At 58.8% G+C, this 15,355-nt stretch carries 14 protein-coding genes and 1 pseudogene; 2 read left to right on the top strand and 13 right to left on the bottom strand.

Annotation, left to right across the window (positions count from 1 at the left end; genetic code table 11):
* The first annotated feature begins 86 nt into the window (after positions 1-86).
* A complete protein-coding gene (locus OMP40_RS24095) occupies positions 87-233 on the top strand; it encodes a hypothetical protein (RefSeq protein WP_277535214.1) in 147 nt (48 codons plus the stop codon).
* A 448-nt stretch (positions 234-681) separates the two neighbouring features.
* Here the strand turns inward: OMP40_RS24095 and OMP40_RS24090 are convergent, their stop codons facing one another.
* From OMP40_RS24090 to gpr, 12 genes and pseudogenes are all read right to left on the bottom strand, one after another.
* A complete protein-coding gene (locus OMP40_RS24090; protein WP_277537998.1) occupies positions 682-1,251 on the bottom strand; it encodes an extracellular solute-binding protein in 570 nt (189 codons plus the stop codon).
* A complete protein-coding gene (locus OMP40_RS24085) occupies positions 1,175-2,008 on the bottom strand; it encodes an ABC transporter substrate-binding protein (RefSeq protein WP_277535211.1) in 834 nt (277 codons plus the stop codon). The genes OMP40_RS24090 and OMP40_RS24085 overlap by 77 nt, the downstream gene beginning before the upstream one ends.
* A gap of 243 nt (positions 2,009-2,251) precedes the next feature.
* The gene (locus OMP40_RS24080) at positions 2,252-3,457 is read right to left on the bottom strand and encodes a glycoside hydrolase family 130 protein (protein WP_277535210.1); all 1,206 of its coding nucleotides are present in this window, start codon (positions 3,455-3,457) and stop codon (positions 2,252-2,254) included.
* Between the two features lie 3 nt (positions 3,458-3,460).
* Entirely contained in the window at positions 3,461-4,681 is a 1,221-nt protein-coding gene (locus tag OMP40_RS24075; protein WP_277535207.1) for an AGE family epimerase/isomerase, read from the bottom strand.
* Between the two features lie 45 nt (positions 4,682-4,726).
* Entirely contained in the window at positions 4,727-5,695 is a 969-nt protein-coding gene (locus OMP40_RS24070; protein WP_277535205.1) for a glycoside hydrolase family 113, read from the bottom strand.
* A gap of 412 nt (positions 5,696-6,107) precedes the next feature.
* Complete coding sequence (locus tag OMP40_RS24065; RefSeq protein ID WP_277535204.1) at positions 6,108-7,178, bottom strand: LacI family DNA-binding transcriptional regulator; 1,071 nt, start codon at positions 7,176-7,178, stop codon at positions 6,108-6,110.
* Between the two features lie 119 nt (positions 7,179-7,297).
* Positions 7,298-8,125, bottom strand: a complete 828-nt coding sequence (locus OMP40_RS24060) for a carbohydrate ABC transporter permease (RefSeq protein ID WP_277535202.1) — start codon at positions 8,123-8,125, stop codon at positions 7,298-7,300.
* Between the two features lie 3 nt (positions 8,126-8,128).
* A pseudogene (locus OMP40_RS24055) lies at positions 8,129-9,008 on the bottom strand (carbohydrate ABC transporter permease).
* A gap of 138 nt (positions 9,009-9,146) precedes the next feature.
* Complete coding sequence (locus OMP40_RS24050) at positions 9,147-10,658, bottom strand: response regulator transcription factor (RefSeq protein WP_277535200.1); 1,512 nt, start codon at positions 10,656-10,658, stop codon at positions 9,147-9,149.
* 14 nt (positions 10,659-10,672) lie between these two features.
* A complete protein-coding gene (locus tag OMP40_RS24045) occupies positions 10,673-12,100 on the bottom strand; it encodes a sensor histidine kinase (RefSeq protein WP_277535198.1) in 1,428 nt (475 codons plus the stop codon).
* Positions 12,054-12,530, bottom strand: a complete 477-nt coding sequence (locus tag OMP40_RS24040) for a hypothetical protein (RefSeq protein WP_277535197.1) — start codon at positions 12,528-12,530, stop codon at positions 12,054-12,056. The genes OMP40_RS24045 and OMP40_RS24040 overlap by 47 nt, the downstream gene beginning before the upstream one ends.
* A gap of 784 nt (positions 12,531-13,314) precedes the next feature.
* A complete protein-coding gene (gene gpr / locus OMP40_RS24035) occupies positions 13,315-14,298 on the bottom strand; it encodes a GPR endopeptidase (RefSeq protein ID WP_277537997.1) in 984 nt (327 codons plus the stop codon).
* Between the two features lie 208 nt (positions 14,299-14,506).
* Between gpr and rpsT the strand changes: the two genes are divergently transcribed.
* Positions 14,507-14,779, top strand: coding sequence for a 30S ribosomal protein S20 (gene rpsT, locus OMP40_RS24030; protein WP_090114936.1), 273 nt, complete (start codon positions 14,507-14,509; stop codon positions 14,777-14,779).
* Between the two features lie 65 nt (positions 14,780-14,844).
* Here the strand turns inward: rpsT and OMP40_RS24025 are convergent, their stop codons facing one another.
* Entirely contained in the window at positions 14,845-15,309 is a 465-nt protein-coding gene (locus OMP40_RS24025; RefSeq protein ID WP_277535194.1) for a PaaI family thioesterase, read from the bottom strand.
* Positions 15,310-15,355 lie beyond the last annotated feature (46 nt).

Genomic DNA, 15,355 nt, shown 5'->3' with positions numbered 1-15,355 from the left:
CATAGGCAAAAAAAACGGGAATCTCGAACTTGTCGTGACGGGCAAAGGATGAGGTGAGAATAGTTCGCGTAACATTGGGGGGGGATGTGGATGACCGGCAAGCGTTCGACGTGCCGATATACGGAGAACGAACGCGGGTGCACTTCAGAAAAGACTTGTGGCGGCGGATGATCGCGGCAAGGAACGACAGGGCGGGCGGGTTGGTCCTGGTGGAGACTTCTTCAAGCTGGTAGACGGCGACTATGCGCAGGATGTTCTCAGTTAGGACTTCTATCGGCACAGTGACAGCGACGGAGAGCCGGTTGGTCCTGGTCGAGACTTCTTCAAGCTGGTAGACGGCGACTAGGCGCGGGGGGGGGTCTCAGTCAGGACTTCTTGCGGCGGAGTGACGGCGACGGAGAGCCGGTTGGTCCTGGTCGAGACTTCTTCAAGCTGATAGACGGCGACTAGGCGCGGGGTGTTCTCAGTCAGGACTTCTTGCGGCGAAGTGACGGCGACGGAGAGCCGGTTGGTCCTGGTCGAGACTTCTTTCCGCGACGAAAAACCTCCCGGCGGGTGCCGGGAGGCTTAGGATGACGGTGTCTTGCGCCGTCGCTATGCGGTTCTGGCTGAAGCGTTAAACGCGACTTGCCTGCTCGCAGTTCTGGCTGCTGCATTAGACTTGGCTTGCCTGCTCACGGCTTAATAGCCGAGTTCCTTGCGCGCCTTCGCCCACTTGGCGTTCAGGTCGTCGAACGCTTTTTTCAGATCCTTCGCCACGATCAGGTCTTGGTCGACGGAGCCGGTGCCCAGCGCGATCTCGGCCTTCTTGGCGATCTCGTTGTAGCGAGGGTCGACGGCGACGCTCTCGATGTACGTCGGGTTAGCCGCGTTGAACTCGGCCAGCTGCGGCACTTCAGGCGTCTTGGTCTTGTCGACAGGCAGGAAGCCCGAGTCGGTGTCGTAGCCGGATTCCTTGACGAAGAAGTTCACCCAGGCGATCGCCAGATCCTTGTTCTTGCTGTCCTTGCTTACGCCGACGAAGTAGTCGCCGCCGAGCGGCGCGTTATACTTGCCGCTGTTGTCGTAAGGGAACGGGAAGAACCCGATGTCTTCGGAAGCGGCGCCAGCGCCGATAACTTGCGGAATGACCCAGTTGCCGAGGAAGTACATCGCGGCTTTGCCGGATGCGACTTCACCCTTGGACATTTCCCAGTTGTTGGTGGAAAGGTCGGACTCGACCCATTTGTTCTCGACGAATTTGCGCGCGATCGTGATCAGTTGCCCCCCAAGGTCCGTCGACGGTAAACGGCGTGTCCGTCGTGATGCGAGTGTCGGTCCACTTCGCGTCGCCCGCTACGTAAGTGTAGGAATTCTCGCCCCAGTTGCCCATCGGCCATTGCGCGCCGAAGTTCATGTACAGCGGCACGATGCCCGCGTCCTTCAGCTTTTGCGCGTCGGCGTATAGCTCGTCGAGCGTCTTCGGCGTGGACGTAATGCCCGCCTTCTCGAACGCCTTCTTATTGTATACGATACCCTGGGTGTTCACGCCCGAGGTGATGCCGTAACGTTTGCCTTCGAATGCGTCATAGTCCGCGAAGTAGACATTGTCGAACATCGCGTCCGGCAGCGGCTCGTAGTACTTCGGAAATTCGCTGGCGGCAAGCGCCGATGGAATCATGTTGACGTCGCCGGCTTCGCCGGTCGTCAGACGCGTATTGATGTCCGTGGCGTAGTTGGTCAGGCCTTCGAATTCGACTTCGGCCTTCGGATATTTTTCTTTGAACTTGGCGACGTACTTGTCGAACGTGCCATCGCTGATGTAGTCGGTACGGTGAGTCAGTACGAGAATCTTGCCGGAAAGGTCGGCGTTCGCTTCGCCGTTCGATGCGGATGCGGATGCCGAAGCGCTCGCGGACGGAGATGCCGATGCGGAAGGAGATGCGTTGTTATTGTTGTTGCTGCCGCAAGCGGAGAGTACGGCGGAAGCCGTCAGCAACGACAAGATGGCAAGCGTGCTTTTTTTCATTTGTTTGACCCCCATATTGATGGTTTTAGCTGACGATCCAGCTTTGTAAGCGCTGCGTTGGGATCGCTTACATGACCTAATTATACGCCGTTCCCTTTGCAAAAACAGGCAATCGTTTTGTTTTTATTGTCATCTATTATGATAACAAATAAAAACTTTTAGCTTAAAATCCCCTAACCGGGCATTAGTATGTGCCGATTAGGGGATTTTTACCCATTCGATTCGGTTGGCTTGCGAAAACGATTAGCCGCGCTTTAAAAACGCGTATTCCGGAAGGTCCAGCAGCTTAAGGTTGCGCGCGATCAGCGCGTAACGCGTCTCCACGCTGGCGCGCGAGCGAAGGCCATCCTCCGGGGTGTTCGTTACGTAATCGAGCATGCGGTCGATCGTCGTCGAGGCCACGTGCAGTCGGGTGTCGGACGAAGCATAGTAAATGTACAATTCGCCGGTCTCCTCGGCGATCAGCCCGTTCGTGAAGACGACGTTGGACACGTCGCCGACGCGCTCGATGCCTTCCGGCGCGATCAGATGTCCGGCCGGGGCGTGAATGACGCGGCTCGGGTCGTCCAGCGCGGTCATGAACGCATAGATGACGTAGCGGAGGCCAGCGGCCGTGTTGCGAACGCCGTGGGCGATATGCAGCCAGCCTTTGGCCGTCTTGATCGGCGCGGCGCCTTGTCCGTTCTTCACTTCCTTTATCGTATGGTATACCTTCTCGTCTACGATCGACTCATGGTCGACGACCGCCGGATTCATGCTGTCGGAGAGCCCCCAGCCGATGCCGCCGCCCGCGCCCGTGTCGATGAAGCCGTCCTGCGGACGCGTGTAGAACGCGTATTTGCCATCTACGAATTCGGGATGCAGCACGACGTTGCGCTGCTGCGGCGAAGGGGTCTGGAGATCCGGCAGACGCTCCCAGTCGATCAGATCCTTCGTCCGCGCGATGCCGCCTTTGGCGTTGGCGCTGGACGTATCGCCTTTCGGCGCGTCCGGGTCCTTGCGCTCGCTGCAGAACAGGCCGTAAATCCAGCCGTCCTCATGCTGCACGAGACGCATGTCGTATACGTTGATGTCCGGGTCTTCGGTCTCGGGGAGCAGCACCGGAAAGTCCCTAAAGCGGAAGCCTTCGGTCGGCTTGTCGCTCTCCGCGACGGCGAAGAACGATTTGCGGTCGACGCCTTCGACGCGAACCATCAGATAGTACTTGCCGTTCAGCTTGATCGCGCCCGCATTGAAGGCCGCGTTGACGCCGATCCGCTCCATCAGGTACGGATTCGTCTCGGGGTTCAGGTCGTAGCGCCAGTAGAGCGGCGCGTGCCCGTTCGTCACGACGGGGTGCTCGTGGCGCCAGTAGATGCCGTTGCCCGGTTCGACCTTCGGGTTCGGCTGCGCGATCAGCTTTTCGTATTGCTCGTTCAGTTGTTTGATTTGATCGAGAAAGTCGCTCATGAATTATACCTCCGATTTCAAATGTTCGAGTCTCTCCAGCGCTTCGATGCACGCCCGGCTGTTGTGGTACGGGCACTTCCATTGGCCGACCTTGGGCTGGTTCGCCTGAACGACAGGCTCTCCGGCGCGCGTAACCTGCCAATGCCATTCCCCGCCCTCGCGATCGCTCACGAATTTCGAGATGAACGACCAGCTGTGCTTGGCCGCCTCCAAATACTTCGCTTCGCCCGACAGCTGGTAGGCGTTCAGGAAGCCGACCATCGCTTCGGCCTGCGGCCACCAGTCCTTGCTGTCGTCCAGATGATGTCCGTCGTACTCGTTAAACAAGCCGCCGTCTTCGTCCACGCCCTGCTCAAGCGTCGCATGCGCCATGCGGACGGCCGCTTCCTTGACGTGCGGCAGCAGCGATGCGTCGCCGAGCACCTCGGCCGCTTCCCACAGCAGCCAGCTGCCCTCGATATCGTGACCGTACGAGATATGGGGCGCTTTGGAATGCCACTCGTCGTCGAAAAACAGCAGGAAGTGGTCGGTTTTCGCGTCGATAATCTTGTCCAGGTGAACCTCGATGAGCTCCTTGAGCTTGGCCTTGAGGCCTTCCGGCTTCCAGACGCGGTACAGGTTCGTATAAGCCTCGAGGACGTGGAGATGCGTGTTCATCGACTTGCGTTCGTTCAGATCTTTGCCGGAAAGGCTGAGCTCGTCGGTCTCGGTCCAGTCGCGCGCCAGCGCTTCGATATAACCGAGGTGTACCGGATCGTAAGCGTGCTTTTCGAGCAAACGGTAGATCTCCTCCGCCCAGGCGAGCGCCTCTGGATCGTCGGTCACGCGAACGTATTCGGACAAGGCGTAGATGACGAACGCTTGGCCGTACACTTGCTTCTTATCGGACACCGCCGCTCCCTTGACGTCGATCAGCCAGTACAGGCCGCCATGCTCCGGATCGCGAAAATGCGTTCTTAAAGCCTCGTATGCGCGCTTCGATGCGGCGAGATACTTTTCATCTTTGTAAAGGCGGTAAGCAGAAGCGAACGTCCACATGATGCGGGCGTGCAGCACGAGCCCCTTGTCCGCTTCCGGCAGCTTCTCGCCGCTGCTCGCGATCTCGCCGATATAGCCGAAGTATTTTTCGTCGACCGTATTGTTCAGCCAGTAGCCGAGGATGTTGTCTTTAAGCTCCGCGGTCAGCTCTTCCTGCCACCGCGCGCCCGTCAATTGCTGCGTCATGCGTTAGTCCTCCTTGTACCGATCCGGCACGAACCGCTCGGATGCTCAGGCGTTCAAGCCTTCCGGCTGTTGACCCGACTTGTAATAATCGCTCACCGTCTTCGCTGCCGGCTTGCCGTACATGCAATAATCGTCGTTGGCCGACGCGTCCTTCGCTTCGTACAGCTTGGCCGGCCAGTCCCACAGCATGAAGCCGCGCATCCAGTCGCGCTTGGCGCATGCGCCGAACATCGCCTCGTAGTAGCGCTTCTGCTCCTCCTCCGACGGTCCGCCGGGCAGCGACCAGTCGTTCGGACGCAGCGGCGAGCCTTCGCGGCTCGGGCAGCCGGCTTCCATGAAGAAGAACGGCTTGTTCCACTGCGCGAGCACGCCCTCGATGCGGTCGAGATGCGCCTCCCACTCGTGGATCGGGTAGTAGCCGCTCGAAGAGATAATGTCGACCGCGTCCCACCACTTGACCCGGCCCTCTTGATATTTGTCGCAGTTATAGGTGATCAGGCCCGAGTAGATCGGACGGATATCGGCGATGAGCGCCCGCCATTCGGCTTCCCGCTTGTCGGTTTGCACCATCTCGCAGCCGACGCACAGCATCTCGCAGCCCTCTTGCTCCGCGATCGCCGCGTAGTGGGCGATGAACTTGCCGTAGCTCGCGAACCACTCGGCCCAGCTCGGCTCTCCCGGAACCTCTTCGTCGAAAAAGCCGATGTGCGCGCGCCAAGTCCCGTTTTTCACGTTGACGACCGGCTTAAGGCACACCTTCATGCCAAGCGACTTGGCCTTGCGAATGGCTGCGCGCACCTCGTCGTCGGTCACCGTCGGCGCTTCCCAGTAAGGGATCTCCGTCGACTGCGGCGTCTCCTGCAGCGCCGACAGCGCGATGGCCGTCCAGTTCACGCCAAGCTTCGCCATCTCCGCCATCGAGAAGTCCGCTTCGCTCCCCGTCCACGTGCCGCGCGTGCCGACCCAGCCCCAGGTCATGCCGCTGACGGTCTCGTTCCATGTCTGTTTGCTCATGCATGCAGCTCCTCTTTGACAAAACTTTTTGTAAACCTTTATTAATTTATTGTTATCTATTTTGTTAGCTTTTTTAAGATAACAATATTCTAAATGTGATTTTATCACCTGGGACAGAGAAGTCAACAACATCCGAGCGTAAAAAAGGCGCCATCTTCGACGACGACGGCAAAATTATTCCTGTCTTGGTGACGGAAAATGCGACGTCTATTCAGTATGCGGGACAGGCGTCCGCCTTACTCGTCGTTCGCCAAGACGGTACGGTTTGGACGACGGGCCCTCATAGCGACCGCTTCAAATTAACGACGCAGGTTCAAGGTCTGTCGGATATTGAATAAGTCGTCATCGATAAAAAAGACCTAAAAAAAGCGGAATGTCGGTTTGACCGACATTCCGCTTTTTTTATTGACATTTACATGCTCAATCTTCGTTCGCCAGCCCGGTCGACTGCCTGAACACCAGATCCCCCCGACAGCAAAATCCGCTCCTTGGGACTTTCCGGATGGTTGATGCGCCATAGCAGCGTCTCCACCGCCCGTTGGCCGAGCGCCTCCTTGTTGACGTTGACCGTACTGAGCGTCGGCGTCGAAAGCGCGGCGTCGTCGATGTTGTCGAAGCCGGTGACGGAAATGTCTTCGGGCACGCGGATACCGTGCTTCATGAGCGCCGTGACGACGCACAGCGCCAGCGAGTCGTTCGCGCAGACGAACGCGGTCGGCAGCTTTTCGCGCGCCTTCATGTCGCCTATGACTTCCGTGAGCGCCTCGGTGTGCTCCGAGCGATTCTCCCCCTCGAGCGAGACCAGTCCCGGCTCCTGTTCGAACGGCACCTCCTGCTCCTCGAGCAAGGAACGATAGCCGAGCCAGCGGTCGTAGAAGCTGCGGGAATAACGCGTATTGCCGACGAACTGAAGCTTGCGGTGGCCGCTGCCAAGCAAGTAGTTGGTCACGCGGCGCATGCATTCGTAGTTGTTCATGAACAGCGCGTCCGACGGGATCAGCGGATCTTCGTGATCCACCATGACGAAGGGAATCGACAGGTTGCGAATCTCAAGCAGGAGCTGGTTCGAGATGTGACCCACGCAGACGATGCCAAGCACGCCGTCCGGGTTGATCAGCTTGATAAAGTTGTCCGTAATATGCTCCGTAACGATCATCATCCCGAGCCGATGCTGCTCGAGGCCGGTCGTGATCCCGTCGATGATGCGTCCCCAATAGAAGGAATGCCGGTTCTGCTCGCGGATGTTCGGGATCAGCACGATGATCGTATCCCGCTGCGCGCTGCCCGTTGGATCCGCCGAGGGCCTGGACGCCGAGCTCTTGATCCGCTTGCCCGCGAAGTATCCGAGCTGCGTCGCCGAGCTGATGATTTTTTCCCGGGTCTCCGCGCTCACGCCGGATTTGCCGGCTAGCGCCTTGGAGACGGCGAATTTGGAGACGCCGACGTGATCGGCGATCTGCTGCATCGTTACTTTCTTTGACATCTCGCTTACGACCCTTTCCGCTCATCAAAAATCCGAATGCGTTGATAACAAGATTAATTGTTATCATAACACATTCGGATCGTTAGCGTCATGGCTTGAATTCGTCCATTACTTTAAGGCTATTTAACCGCGCCGTTCGTGACGCCCGCGAAAATATAGCGCTGCAGGAACAAATAAATGACGAGCGTCGGGATAAAGATGATCAGGATGCCCGCCGAAATGACGTTGATCTGCGCGGCATTCGGCCCGACGAACGAATAGATCGCGGTCGAGACGACCTGCAGCTTGCGGCTCGGCATGTACAAATACGGCGTATAGAAGTCGTTGTAGATCGAGATCGTCTTCATGATGATCAGCGTCGCCGTCGCAGGGGCGAGCAGCGGGAAGATGATCGACCGATAGATCTTGAACAGCGACGCGCCTTCAACCATGGCGCTCTCGTCAAGATCGCGCGGAATGTTGTTGACGAATTGCAGATAAATGACGATCTGCAGCACGTCGGCGCCCAGGTACAGCAGCATCGGCGCGTAAATCTCGTTGTAGGCGCCCAGGAACTTGATGACCTGGAACGTCGCGACCTGCGTCGTGATCATCGGGATGACCTGCGCGACGAGGTACATGCCCATGATCGGCTTCTTCATCTTGAAGTCGAAGCGGCCGAGCGCGTAGGCGACCATCGTGCCGATCAGGACGTTGCCGGCGAGCGACACGACGAGGATGATGAAGATGTTTTTGAAGCCAAGGCCGAGACGTCCGACCTTGAACACTTTCCTGAAGTTGTCGAAATTGAACCAGTCGTGCGGCAGCTGCAGGCCCGAGTTGTAATATTCGGTCTGCGTCTTGAAGGCCGAGATGAACACGGAGTATATCGGAAAGAACACGATGAACAGTCCGATCGCGATCGTGACATAACGGAAGATCGTCCACGCTTTATTTTGGCGTTCCATCGCTTATTTCTCCTCTCTGAACAGCAGCTTGCGCTGGAGGATGATGAAGGCGATGACGATCAGCAGCAGGACGACGGCCATCGCGGACGCGAGTCCGGCTTGCTGGAACTTGAAGGCCATGTCTACCGTCTTCGAGACGAAGGTATGCGTGTCGTTCGCGCCGAGCATCATGATGTACGGAATGTCGAAAGCTTCGAGGGCGCCGGTCAGCGTCAGAATGAGCATCAGTTCGAGGACGCTGCGGATGCTCGGGAGCGTGATAAAGCGGAACGTTTGCCAGCCCGAGGCGCCGTCGATCTTGGCTGCTTCGTAATTGTCGGCCGGTATGGACTGCAGCGCGCCGATGAAGATGACCATCGTGAGGCCGAAGTACTTCCAGATGGAGATAAAGGCAAGCGAGAAGTTGACCAGATGCGGATTGCCCAGCCACTGCTGCTGCCAGGAACCAAGACCGATCGCTTCAAGGAAAATGTTCAGCGAGCCGTATTGGACGTGATAGACGTTGCGAAACATGATGACGATGGCGACGCTATGAAGCACGTAAGGAATGAACAGCATCGAACGGAAAATGTTCCGTCCCTTGAGCCTGCTGGTCAGCACGATCGCGAAATAAAGGGCGACGGCCGTCTGTAGCAAGCCCCCCTACGAAATAATACGCGTTGTTTTTGAAGACGCCGAAAATTTCCGGACGGGAGAAAATTTCCTTGTAGTTGTCGAATCCGACCCAATTCATGTCCCAACCGAGGCCGCTCCAGTCGGTAAAGCTGTAGTAAAGCAACGACAGCGCCGGATAATACGAAAAGGTCAACGACAAGAGTACCGGAATCGTGAGGAATCCGAACAGAATAAGAATCCGCTGCGTTTTGTAGCTCAGGTTAAACATAGACACCCCTGCTTTCGTCGTCGGTCAAGTCACCGTATGGAAATCGCTTACAATGATTATACCCGATTCGGTTATGCCTTTTAAGGTTCTACGTTTGTTTTCCTTGTCTTCAATTTGGATAACTATAACCTAACACGCTCACGGTATTCTTTGGGCGTCAGTCCGACGACCTTTTTTGAAAACCTTGTTGAAGTAAGCCGGGTCTCCGTATCCGACCAGCTCCCCGACCTCGTACGTTTTCAGCGCGGGGTTGCGGATTAGATGCTCCTTGGCATGGGCGATGCGCACGGAAATGATGTAATCCGTGATCGTCTCGCCTGTCTCCGTTTTGAACAGCTTGCTCAAGTAGCTGGGCGTCAGGAAAACGCGGTCCGCGAGCCGCTGCAGCTCGAGCTCCTCTGTATAATGCTCCTGCACGTATGCTTTTACGGTTTCGACGACGCGATTTTCCTGTCTGGCTTCTTTAAGTATGTGAAGCAGAGCGGATGCCGACTCCATCAATTCCGATGTAAATGTATGCCAGCTCACGAACCGGCCCGGCGACAGCCGCAGCTGCTCGTCCTCGCTCTCTCCGGCCGGAAGCCGGGTCTGCCGGCCGCTCAGCTCGCCGCGAAGCAGACCGAACACGGCGGACGCAGCCTCGCTCAGCGCGGGCCAGGCCGGACGCAGCTTGCCGGCTTCCTCCAGCCAACCCCGCAGCGCGTTCTCCGCCCGCGGCAGATCGAGAAGTTGCAGCGCCGGACGGAAATCTTTGTCGAGCAGCCGAAGCAGTCCTGACACGTCCTCCGGCCGCCGCGACAGATGGAGGTAGTCGTTCATCGCCTTGATGCCGTCCTCGTACCATACCTGCTGCATGGCGGCTTCCGCTTCCAGGTAGGCGTCGCGCAGCTTGAGCGGCCCCTGGTGAACCGCGCTGACGCCGATGCGCGCTTGAACGGCGTGCGGAATGCGCTGAAGCAGCGTCGAAGCGATGCCGCGGGCGGTATCGTCATGGTCGCCTTTTCCGATCGCCACGACGATGACGGACTGACGCGGCTCCCAGACGAAGCTCCGATGCTCCCGATTCCATGCTTCCATATAAAAAGCGAGCCGTTCGCCCGTGAGCTCGGGATCCGTCCGCAGCAGGACGACCGCGAAGTGCTCCCTGAACAAGCCGATCTGCGACAGCTCGCGCCCCGCCCCCTCCGTCATATGGCCGGGCAAATGCCGGACGTCGCTGCCGAGCAGCAGGCGAATATGCTCCTCCGCCGCGACAGCCTTGCGGTAGCGCTCCAGCTCAAGATTGTTTTTGACGCGGCGGAGCAGCGCCTCGAGCTCGTCCTGGTCCACCGGCTTAAGCAGGTAATCCTCGACGCCCTGGCGGATCGCGCCTCTGGCGAACTCGAAGTCGCTGAAGCCGCTCAGGACGGCGAACTTCACCTTCGGCCGTCGGCGCTGCACCTGCTCGATAAGCTGCAGTCCGTTCATCTGCGGCATTTTGATGTCGGTGAAGACGAGGTCGAGCTCAAGGCTTCCCAGTTCGCCGAGCAGCTCCAGCCCTCCCGAATAGACGCCGACGATCTTGTATTCGTCGCCGGTCATTTCGATTAATTTGGCGAGCCCTTGTCTGATTTTTTCTTCGTCGTCGACGACGGCGATGTGGACGATCATATTGCTTTTCCCCCTTATCGTACTGCCGGCTCCGTCGGCAGGCGGACGGTCACGGTCGTACCCTGACCGAAGCTGCTGCGGATCGATAGCCCGTACGTTTCCCCGTACTTCAGCTTGATGCGCTCGTTGACGTTTCGAAGACCGATGCCGGTGTTGTCTCCTTCCGGCGCCTGGAGCAGCGAAGCCTGAAGCTTGCGCAGCGTCTCCTCTTCCATGCCCTCGCCGTCGTCCGCCACCTCGAACAGCAGATCTTTTCCTTCCTGCCTGCACTGAACGCGGATGCGCATGCCGCTGCGTGACTCGTGAAGCCCGTGGTAAACGGCATTTTCCACGATCGGCTGGAAGAGCAGCTTGATCACGCATAAACCCTCCGTCTCGCGCGTGTCGGGCAGTTCCAGCTCGAACCGGCTGCCGTACCGGTAATTCAGCAGCTGCACGTAGATCCCGAGATGCTCCCACTCCTTGGCGATCGGCACGCTCTCGAGCCCGCCGTGAATGCTGTACCGGAGCAGCTTGCCGAGGAGCTGGGTCATCTTGGCCACTTCCTTATTGTCGCTGAGCACGGCCGTCATGCGGATCGATTCGAGCGTATTATAAATGAAGTGCGGATTGATCTGGTGCTGCAGCGACTGCAGCTCGGCTTCCTTCTTCCGCTCTTCGACCGCGTAGATGTCCTGGATCAACGTCTTGATCCGGTCGATCATGCGGTTGAACGCGCTGCCGACGAGTCCCGCTTCATCGCGGCTGACGACAGGAAAAGCGACGTCGAGATTGCCCGTCTGCACTTCCTTCATCATGCGGACGAGCCCGCGGAGCGGCCGCGTGATCGCGAACACGAGCACGAGCGAGATCAGCAGGGCGAACGCCATGATGGCGAGCGCCGCCGCGATCGTATACGTCCGGGTCCGCAGCGCGTCCGCCATCAGCTCGTCTTCGGGGATCGTGATCAGCACTTTCCATCCCGTGACCGAGGATTCCTTGAAGATCGCCAGCACGCCTTTGCCGTCGATCTTCGTATGAAAGCTGCCCTGCTCGGTCAGCGCGCCGGGCATCAGCTCGCTGTTTTTGAGATTTTGCCCGATCAGCGACTTGTCGCTGTCGTAAACGACGCTGCCGCTTTCGTCGACGACGAGCGTTTTCCCGTGCGTGGACTTGTCCAGATCTTTGATGATGTTGTCAATGACGCCGATATTCGCGTCGATCGCGATCATCCCGATCGATTCGAACGTTCGCGGATCGATGATCTTGCGTACGACCGTGAACACGTAGCGGCTGCTCGTCGCCCTGCCCGCGACGTCCTGCGTGCTGACGAGCACCGGCGTGCCGTTCGCGTCCTCGGCTAGCTGCGTCCATCTGGGCAGCACGTCCTGCAGGTCGGAGCGGATGGCCGTATTTTTAATGGCGAAGTACGGATGGCCGTAAACGTCGAACAAATAGACCACGTTCGTGCTGCTTTTGATATTGTTGATAAAATAAATGCTGCTGCCGATCTTGCGGTCGATGGCGAGCCGCGTCCGCTCCTGCTCCGTCAGTACGCCGCTGCCGCCCGCTTCGCCCCCCCGATTGTCCGCCGTAGAAGCCGTTCGACATTTTGAGTCCTTCCATAATATCCGCCTGATACGACGGGATGATCGATATTTTTTTCATATCTTCAATGTAATCGTCCATCTTCCCCATCATCTGATCCGACAGCTGGGAGACGAACGTGACCGTATTGCGCTCGATCGAATTCGAATAACGCTGCGCAGCGACGTAGGTAAGCACGCCGATCGGCAGGATGATCAGAAACACGAACACGATGATCAACTTGCTCTCCATCCGTTCGGGCCACCATTTCCGCGGCCGAGCGAGCCGCCGGTTCCCTTTTCTCATGAGCCACTCCCCGCAGAACGACGCGCCTTGAAAAGGTGACGCGTTATGTCCGGTTATCGTTAGCGATACTCATTATACATAACAAATACTAACGAGGTAAGCGAATACGTGGAGAAGCGGTAAAATTCCATCGCACACCGCGGCTTCGCCTGATCGTACAAGCAGAACCAAATCGCCTACCGCTATTGTCGCCTAACAATAGGAAAGTTCCTCTATGGTCCACCAGCTGAGGGGCGGGCATTCGCTCGTTGTTCCTAGGTGGGACTTGATTCGAAGGGCGGGGTGCGGGCGTACGCTAGTTGTTCCCAGGTGGGACTTGATTCATGGGGGGGGGCGTGCGGGCGTACGCTCGTTGTTCCCAGATAAGACTTGATTCGCTGGCGGAGGTACGCTCGTTGTTCCCAGGTGGGACTTGATTCGCGAGGTGGCGTGCGGGCGTACGCTCGTTGTTCCCAGATAGGACTTGATTAGCTGGCGGAGGGGCGGGCATTCGGCTGTTGTTCCCAGGTGGGACTTGATTCGAGGGGGGGGCGTGCGGGCATTCGCTCGTTGTTCCTAAGTGGGACTTGATTAGCTGGCGGAGGGGCGGACATTCGGCTGTTGTTCCCATATAGGACTTTATTCGCGAGGTCGGGGGGGGGGGGGGGTCCGAGCGCCAGACACGGCTATCGCATGCGAAAACAAAGCCGCCTCCCGGCAGCTTGCGGGCTGCGCGAAGAGACGGCTCGTGCGGACTTCCGGGCATGCGTTTCAGGGCATGCGTTTCAGGGCATGCGCGTCCGGATCAATGCGTGTAAGCAGCCACGTTGTCCGTGTCGATCGCCTGGTGCATCGCCGCGTTCAGACCGCTGGCGACGATGTTGCCGAGATCCTCGATGAAATCGTCGATCTCCTTCGGCGTGACCAGCAGATCGTGGCCGACAGGCTGCAGCACCTCTTTGACCAGCTGAAGCCGCTCCTGGCCCGCCATCGTGCCGAACACGCCGAACAGCGGATCCGTATCGCGCGTATGCTGCTTCATATGTTCCAGCACCATGTCCATCGCGTCGTTGACGATCGTCGAAGCGTACAGCACCGTCGGCACGCCGATCGCCAGCACGGGCACGCCCAGCGTCGCGCGCGTCAGTCCCTTGCGTTTGTTGCCGATGCCGGAGCCTGGATGGATGCCGGTGTCGGCGATCTGGATCGTCGTGTTCACGCGCTCGAGCGATCTGGCCGCCAACGCGTCGATCGCGATGACGAGCTCCGGCTTCGCCTGCTGCACGGCGCCGAGCACGATGTCGCTCGACTCGATGCCCGTCGTGCCGAGCACGCCGGGCGCGATCGCGCTGACGGGGCGATAGCCTTCGCCGACCTGGTCGGGCATCAGCTCGAAAAACTGGCGCGTCACCATCAGATTGTCGACGACGATCGGACCGAGCGCGTCCGGCGTCACCTTGCCGTTGCCGAGGCCGACGACCATGACGGACGTTTTCGGACCGACGCCGATCCGGGCAAGAAACGCCTCGAATTCTCTGGCGAACGCCGTCGCGACGCGGTTCTGAAGCTCCGTATCGCCGCGCCTCAGCTCCGGCACCTCCAGCGTGACATAATTCCCCTGCATTTTGCCGATCGCCTGCGCGCCTTGCTCCGTCTGAATCTCCATCCGCGTGACGGTGATGCCGCCCTCGCGCTCGGTCTCGGTCCAGACGCCGGGAATGGTGCCGCCCGACAGCGATTCCGCTCTCTCCTTGGCCTCGAGCGCCAAGTCCGTTCTGACGTCGTACATGCTTAAATCAAGCTCGCTCAACGCGTATTCGCTCCTCTCCGACTGCTGAACGGGGCATCGCGGTCCGCATGCACGCGGGCCGCGCAATCGCGACTCATAGACGCAACCGCACAGGCTCCGCGATTGTCTTGCGTTTTGCCCCCTTGCATGATAGAATGTTACAAGTTGTGTGGAGAAATACTTGCAGTTTTTGCAGGAGGTGAAATCAATGCCGAACATCAAATCCGCGATCAAGCGTACCAAGACGAACGAGAAGCGCCGCCTGCGCAACGCTTCCCAGAAGTCCGCTCTTCGTACCGCCGTTAAGCAAGCGGACGTAGCCGTAGTGGGCACGGACGTCGAAGCAGCGAAGAATGCGCTTCAAGTCGCACAGAAGAAGCTGGACAAGGCAGTAACCAAGGGCCTCATCCACAAAAACGCGGCTTCCCGCAAGAAGTCCCGTCTCGCCAAGAAGTTGAACGCGCTGTCCGCGCAAGCGTAAGACGGTGCCTTAATCCATAATGGCGTTTAAAAGCCGTACCCTCCGGGGTACGGCTTTTTTTGACTTTATGGCGTCTCGGGGGATCCCGGCCGTTGCGACTCCGCTCCGCTTTTCCGCTCGACCACACGGAAGGACGCGGTCGCCATCGACGACAGCTTGCCGTCCGCCGTGTACAGCCTGCCCTCCGCAGTCACGATCCTTCCGGACATATGCACGACGGCCGCGGTCGCCCGCACCCTGCCCACCCGCGCCGGCGCCGTAAAATGGACGTTTAGGCTCGACGTCACGACATCCTCGTCCGGCAGCGCCGCCATCGCGGCCAGCCCCATCGCCGAGTCCAGCAGCGCCGTATGCACCCCGCCGTGCATCATTCCGATCAAGTTCATATGCCGCTCCTCGACATCCAGCTCGACGACGGTCTCGCGCGCGTCCCGCCGAATCAGCTCGCAGCCGAGGTATCCCCAGAACGTGCGGCGGGCCCGCTCGACCATTTCCGCATCGGACCCGGACGCGAGGTTCGGTCCTTCCATGGCGCTCCCTCCTCCCGGGCCGCCCGCGCTAGCGGCGCCCGGCGCA

The sequence above is a fragment of the Cohnella rhizosphaerae genome (assembly GCF_029525575.1).
Classification (GTDB): Bacteria; Bacillota; Bacilli; order Paenibacillales; family Paenibacillaceae; genus Cohnella; species Cohnella rhizosphaerae.
This window is presented reverse-complemented; position numbering and strand designations above follow the sequence as displayed.